Origin of the sequence: Pseudomonas sp. PAMC 29040, from assembly GCF_003994535.1 — a bacterium.
Lineage (GTDB): Bacteria > Pseudomonadota > Gammaproteobacteria > Pseudomonadales > Pseudomonadaceae > Aquipseudomonas > Aquipseudomonas paraversuta.
On record NZ_RZAA01000007.1, the window covers coordinates 313557 to 320180 of the forward strand.

5 protein-coding genes are annotated in these 6624 nt (G+C 59.6%); 3 read left to right on the forward strand and 2 right to left on the reverse strand.

The window, feature by feature from the left end:
• The first annotated feature begins 109 nt into the window (after window positions 1–109).
• Complete coding sequence (locus WG29040_RS15395; RefSeq protein WP_127196484.1) at window positions 110–1405, forward strand: EAL domain-containing protein; 1296 nt, start codon at window positions 110–112, stop codon at window positions 1403–1405.
• Window positions 1406–1426: 21 nt separating this feature from the next.
• Here WG29040_RS15395 and WG29040_RS15400 read toward each other — a convergent pair whose 3' ends face one another.
• Window positions 1427–2566 carry a lactonase family protein gene (locus tag WG29040_RS15400; protein ID WP_127196485.1) on the reverse strand — a complete coding sequence of 380 codons (1140 nt, stop codon included), beginning with the start codon at window positions 2564–2566 and terminating at the stop codon, window positions 1427–1429.
• Window positions 2567–2706: 140 nt separating this feature from the next.
• Window positions 2707–3609: a LysR family transcriptional regulator gene (locus tag WG29040_RS15405; RefSeq protein ID WP_127196486.1), complete on the reverse strand. Its 903-nt coding sequence runs from the start codon at window positions 3607–3609 to the stop codon at window positions 2707–2709.
• Between the two features lie 106 nt (window positions 3610–3715).
• Between WG29040_RS15405 and WG29040_RS15410 the strand changes: the two genes are divergently transcribed.
• Window positions 3716–5101 carry an MFS transporter gene (locus WG29040_RS15410; RefSeq protein ID WP_003445984.1) on the forward strand — a complete coding sequence of 462 codons (1386 nt, stop codon included), beginning with the start codon at window positions 3716–3718 and terminating at the stop codon, window positions 5099–5101.
• The gene (locus WG29040_RS15415) at window positions 5098–6372 is read left to right on the forward strand and encodes a glucarate dehydratase family protein (RefSeq protein ID WP_127196487.1); all 1275 of its coding nucleotides are present in this window, start codon (window positions 5098–5100) and stop codon (window positions 6370–6372) included. Before WG29040_RS15410 ends, WG29040_RS15415 begins: the two co-directional genes overlap by 4 nt.
• The last annotated feature ends 252 nt before the right edge of the window (window positions 6373–6624 follow it).

Genomic DNA, 6624 nt, shown 5'->3' on the forward strand with positions numbered 1-6624 from the left:
GTGGAGTAATGCCCTCAAGGGTGCTTTACTCATTCTCTAACCGGCGATTCTCAACGATGGACAAGGCAGTCCGCGAGGTAGAAACAGCCTCTTCCCTTGAGGGCTTTACATGTCCACTGTGCCCGCCACACTGTTGATCGTTGACGATGAAGTCCAGATGCGCACCTTGCTCGACACCCTGTTGCTCAATCAGGGTTATTACACGCTTACCTCCAGCTGCGGCGCAGAAGCGCTGACTGTCGCACAGCAACACATACCGGATCTGATCCTGCTGGATATCAAAATGCCGGGCATGGATGGTTATGAAGTTGCCCGCCAGCTCAAGAGCAACAGTTTGACCGCCAATATCCCGATCATCATGCTTTCCGAGCCCGGGGATCAAAGTGCCCGCATCTCTGGCCTGGAGGCCGGGGCCGAGGACTTCCTCAGCAAGCCGGTGTCCAATACCGAACTGTGGGTGCGGGTGCGTAACCAGTTAAGGCTCAAGGCATTTGGCGACTTTCGGGTTGACCCTGTGCTGGAACGGCATGTTGAACAAGACTCCTCCGGGTCCGGTCTGAGCCACAAGGTCAGTACCGAGATCAACCGCACCCGTGCGATCGAGCATTTCACAGCGCTGGATATCGAGCAGCAGCAGATGCAAGCGGCATTGCGCGACGCGGTGCGCAAGCAGGCTCTGGATTTGGTTTACCAACCCAAAATCGGTCTGGCTGACGGTCAGATTTGCGGGGTGGAGGCGCTATTGCGCTGGTACCGACCGGGGCTGGTGACTATCTCGCCGGGGGTTTTTGTTCCCGTGCTTGAGAGCCTGGGGCTCATCTCCGAGGTCGGGCAGTGGGTCATCGACACGGTCTGCCGGCAAATTGCCAACTGGCAGCGCGCCGGTCTGGATGTGGTGCCGGTGGCGGTGAACGTCTCGGCCCAGCAGTTGCTCGAGGGCGACCTGATCCATGACATTCAGCAGTCCCTCGGCGCGCACCGGGTTGACGCCAAATGGCTGGAAGTCGAGTTCACCGAGAGCTCGCTGATGGTGAATACGCCGCGCACCATCGCTAGCTTGTTAAAACTCAAGGAAATCGGGATCAACATCTCCATCGATGACTTTGGCACGGGCTATTCGAGCCTGGCTTCGCTGGTGCGTTTTCCCATCGACAAGCTGAAAATTGACATCTCCTATATCCGCGAAATCACCCGTAACCCGCAGGATGCAGCGATTGCCCGCACCATCATTGAACTGGCCCGCAGTCTTGATATGAAAGTCATCGCCGAAGGCGTGGAAACCCGCGATCAGCTGGCGTTTTTGAGCGACAACGGTTGCGACCAGTTGCAAGGGTTCCTGTTTTGCCGGCCGTTACCCGCAAGAGAACTGGAACCCTTGTTGCGTGAACCCCGCAGCTTTATCTGAAGGCTCGCTGCCCGGGCAATATCAGGGGTAGCTCACCACCTGCACCCAGTTCGCGCCCTTGCCCGAAGGTGCAGTGGCGTGGCGCGAGAGGGTGCCGTCTTCAGGGTTAATGGCGTACACCCCGACCTGCGGGCTTTTCTCCCCGCTCACCAGCAACCATTGTCCCGAGGGATCTAGCGCAATGCCCCGTGGTTGTTGCTCGACTTTAATGTTCTGCACAAAGCCGGGCAGCCCCGTCTTGCTGTCGATGGCAAACACGCTGACCGTGCTGCCAGTGCGCTCGGAGGTGTAGAGGTGGCGTGCGTCCGGGGTCAGCTTGATATCGGCGGCCCAGATCAGATTGGACGCCAGTGGCGGCGGGGTCGGCTGGCCGGGTTTGATCATCGGGCGGGCGACACCGCGTACCAGGCCGGAGTCCGCCGGTATTGCACTGACATCGCCGAGCTCGGTCAGGCGTCCGGTTTTCGGGTCGATGGCAAAGGTGGTGACGCTGCCGGCCATTTCGTTAAGCAAATAGAGGAAACGGTTGTCTGCCGAAATCACTGGATGACGCGGACCGCTGCCTTCAGGCAACTGAACCTGACCCAGGGGCGTGAGTTTGCCGCTGGCGGCATCGAATTTGAACTCCAGCAGGCGATCGGCGCCTAGATTGGCGGCGTACACGAAACGGTTGGTGCCATCGACAATGATTGAATGGGCGTTAGGCCCGGTCTTGATCACCTGCTGGACGTCATCGGTCACGATGCCGTCGGCATTGATCAAATTGACGCTGACCAGATCCTCGCCGTACGAGGCGCCAAACAGATAGTGGCCGTTCTTGTCGGTCGAGATATAGGCCAGGCTGTCGGCCACGGTCGAGTTCTTCAGGTGCTTGAGTGCACCGTTTTCAGGATCGATGGCGAAGGTGGCCATGGCATAGGGTTTGCCGCGAATGGACGCATAGAGCTTGCTGTGATCGGGGCTCAGGGCCAGGGGCATCACCCCCGGGCCGGCTTCGGTGGTGGCCAGGGGCTGCAGTTGACCCTGTGCCGTCAACGTATAACTGCTCAGGGTGCCATCGGTGGCGTTGGACACATAGACATAGGTACTGGCCCAGCTCAGCTGAGTCAGGCTCATAAGCACGGCGCCAGTCAAGGTTTTCAGGGGCGTAGCTCGCAGCATCAGAAGGTTTCCTTATTGTTGTATGTTGTCGTACCTCTTGGTCGGATTGTTAGGTGGCTATCATTGTCCTGTCAATCAGTTTATGGGTGCTTGCGGTGCCCGTCAGGGTGCATCGCCGGTAGCGTCTTGTCCCTCAATGCCTACAGGCCCCAGCCGTCCCGTGCTGCCCGCCGTATCCCTTCCAGCAACATCGCGAATGCCGGGTTGTCATTGCTTTCGCGCCAGATCAGATGCAGTTCGCTCTGCACCCCTTCGCCCAGATCGATATCGCGAAACACCACATTCTTGAACGCCACGCTGGAGGCGCAACGCGGCACCAGGGCCAGGCCCATCGCCGCATTGACCAGCGCCAGAATGGTCAGTGACGAGCCCAGCCACTGCACGTACTGCGGGGTCACGCGGGCAGAGCGCAGGGTGCCGGTCAGCAGTTCGTTGAAGGGCGGGTAGGCGGCATGGGAGTACATCAGGAAGGGCTGTGCATCGAGGTCTTTGACATTCACGCTTGCAGCGCTGGCCAGTGGGTGGCTGCCGGGCACCGCCAGCACGAACGGCTCGCGAACCAGGCATTCAGTGGCGTAGCCGGGCTCCAGCAGGGGCGCGCGGGCGATGCCAAGGTCGATGCGCCACGCGCGTAACGCTTCATGTTGCTGATAGGTGTTCATCTCTGACAGATCAATTTTGACCTGGGGCTGCTTGAGCCGGGCCTCGGCGATGACCTTGGGCAAAAATTCATACACTGCGCTACCGACGAAACTGATGTTGACCGTGCCAATGTCGCCTTCAGCGAAGCGCCGCGCGGTGATCGCGGCTTGTTGGGCGCGTTCCAGCAAGTTCTGGGCTTCGATGAAAAATGCCCGCCCGGCAGCGGTCAGGGCGACGCTGCGGGTGGTACGGGTGAACAGCTCGACTCCCAGGTGATGCTCCAGCAGTTGAATCTGTCGACTGAGGGGCGGCTGGGTCATATTCAGCCGCTCGGCGGCACGCCGGAAGTTGAGCTCGGTGGCCACCGTGGTGAAGCAACGCAGTTGGGTCAGTTCGAACATTGATCTAATTCCGGTATCAATCCAGTGCCAAGTTAGATTAGACCGGGAACAATGTCCGCGTCCATGATCGCCCTGTCCCTAAAAAAACAATGATCGGGAGTCCCCCTTGAATACCCTCCAGAGTCTGCCAGACCCCACGGTGCTTGCCCGCGCCGCGGCCAAGGTCAAGCGTCATGTCCTGCCCCTGTTTGTGGTGATGTTCATCGTCAACTACATCGACCGGGTCAATATCGGTTTTGTCCGCAGCCACCTGGAAACCGACCTGGGCATTGGCGCTGCCGCCTATGGCCTGGGGGCCGGGCTGTTCTTTATTGGTTACGCGATATTCGAAGTGCCCTCCAACCTGCTGCTGCAACGCTATGGCGCCCGCGCCTGGCTGACACGCATCATGTTTACCTGGGGCGCAGCGGCAATGGCGATGGCCTTTGTGCGCGGCGAAACCAGTTTCTATGTATTGCGCTTTATTCTCGGCGCCGCTGAAGCGGGGTTCTTTCCCGGGATCATTTACTACTTCACCCAATGGCTGCCGTCGACCGAACGCGGCAAGGCCATGGCGATCTTTCTCAGCGGCTCGGCCATTGCTTCGGTGATCTCGGGGCCGGTGTCCGGGGCGCTGCTCAATGTCAGCGGCATGAGCCTGCATGGCTGGCAATGGATGTTCCTGATTGAAGGCTTTGCCTCGATCGTGCTCTGTGCCTTCGTCTGGTTCTGGCTGCAGTCGCATCCGCGCCAGGCGAAATGGCTGAGCGAAGAAGAGAAGGCTGCATTGCTGGGGGCCATCGCACTGGAGCAGCAGGCCCGGGAAAGCGTGCAGACGGTCAGGCCGTCGATGTTCAAATTGCTGGCCGACAAACAGATCGCGCTGTTCTGTTTTATCTATTTCTCGATTGCCCTGACCATCTATGGCGCGACGTTCTGGCTGCCGAGCATGATCAAAAAGATGGGCAGCTTCGGCGACTTTCAAGTCGGGCTGTTCAACTCGATTCCGTGGCTGATTTCCATCGTCGCGATGTACGGCTTCGCGGCTTTGGCCAGCAAATGGAAACACCAGCAGGCCTGGGTGGCGCTGACTCTGGTAATCGCGGCGCTGGGCATGTTCATGTCCACCATCGGCGGGCCGGTATTCGCCTTCGTTGCCATCTGTTTTGCGGCCATTGGCTTCAAGGCCGCCTCGGCTTTGTTCTGGCCGATTCCACAGGGCTACCTCGATGCGCGCATCGCTGCCGCGGTAATTGCCCTGATCAACTCCATCGGCAATCTGGGCGGGTTTGTGGCGCCCACCGCGTTCGGTTTTCTGGAGCAGAGCACCGGCTCTATCGAAGGCGGCCTGTACGGGTTGGCGGCCACCTCACTGGTGGCGGCAGCGGTGATCTTTTTTGTCCGTATGACCCCGCGCAATCAGTCCCTTGCCAGCCAGCCCGAGGCCTGCGCAGCCATTACCCCATCCCGGCATAACCCTTTGAAAACTGATCCAGCAGGAGCCGCTTCTTGAAAATCCAACGCGTCACTGTCACCCCCATCGCTTTCCGGGATCCGCCGCTGCTCAATGCCAGCGGCATTCATGAACCCTTTGCCCTGCGCTCGATCATCGAGATCGAGAGCGACAATGGCTACATTGGCCTGGGCGAGAGCTACGGCGATGCTCCGGCACTGGCCATCCAGCAGCAGTTGCAGGAGCAACTCATAGGTCTCGATCCGTTCAATCTCAATCAGTTGCGGGCCATTGTGCAGGCCACAGTGGCGGCCAATAAACCGCGGAGTATGGCGGGTGCGGAACTGGCCCCCGGCTCCCATGCCAGCAAAGCGGTGAGCAACGCCTATTCAGCCTTTGAAGTGGCGTTTCTTGACCTGCAGGCGCATTACCTGAAGGTGCCGCTGGTGGACCTGCTCGGCGGCGCGGTGCGCGATGAGATTCCCTTCAGTGCCTACCTGTTCTTCAAATACGCCGAGCATATTGATTCACCCTACAAGGCCGACGCTTGGGGTGAGGCACTGAACGAAGAACAAATCGTCGCCCAGGCCCGGCGCATGATTGAGGACTACGGCTTCAAAAGCATCAAGCTCAAGGCCGGGACACTGCCCCCGGAGCAGGAAGTGGCGTGCATCAAGGCGCTGAAAAAAGCTTTTCCCGGCTACCCGCTGCGCATTGATCCGAATGGCAACTGGTCGTTACCAACGGCCATTCGCATGGCGCAATTGCTGGGTGACGATCTGCAGTATTACGAAGACCCGACCCCGGGTCTGGAGGGCATGGCCGAATTGCACCGGCGCACCGGCTTGCCACTGGCAACCAACATGGTGGTCACCGACTTCGATGAGTTCCGCCGCAGCGTGGCCCTCAACAGCACACAGATTGTGCTGGCCGACCACCATTACTGGGGCGGGCTGCGTGACACCCAGGTGCTGGCCAAAATGTGCCAGACCTTTGGTCTGGGCGTGTCCATGCACTCCAACTCGCATTTGGGCATCAGCCTGATGGCCATGGCCCATGTTGCGGCCTCGGTGCCAAACCTGGACTATGCCTGCGACACCCATTACCCCTGGCAGGAGCCGGACGAAGAGGTGATCAAGGGTGGCAAAGTGCCGATTGTCGACGGTTGCGTGAAAGTCACGCGAGCTCCGGGTCTGGGGCTGGAACTGGACTACGGGCAATTGGCCAGATTGCATGACCAGTTCCTCAGCTGCGGCATTCGCCAGCGCGATGACGTGAAGCAGATGCAGCGTTACAAGCCTGAGTGGAAGGCAGTCAAACCGCGCTTTTGATCGCTGCTGCGGCCCAGGGTGATACGGACACCTGTAGGAGCGAGCTTGCTCGCGAGCTCTTTGTTGCGGTGTTGAAAAGCTCGCGAGCAAGCTCGCTCCTACAGGTTGTATACAACGCCCGGGCATTGTGGGAGCTGGCTTGCCAGCGATGCAGACAATTCGACATGACTGCCGGACCGCGGTGCTGCCATCGCGGGCAAGCCCGACTCCCACAAAGGGTGGAGTGGTGCGGCTCCCCGGTACCTGTGGGAG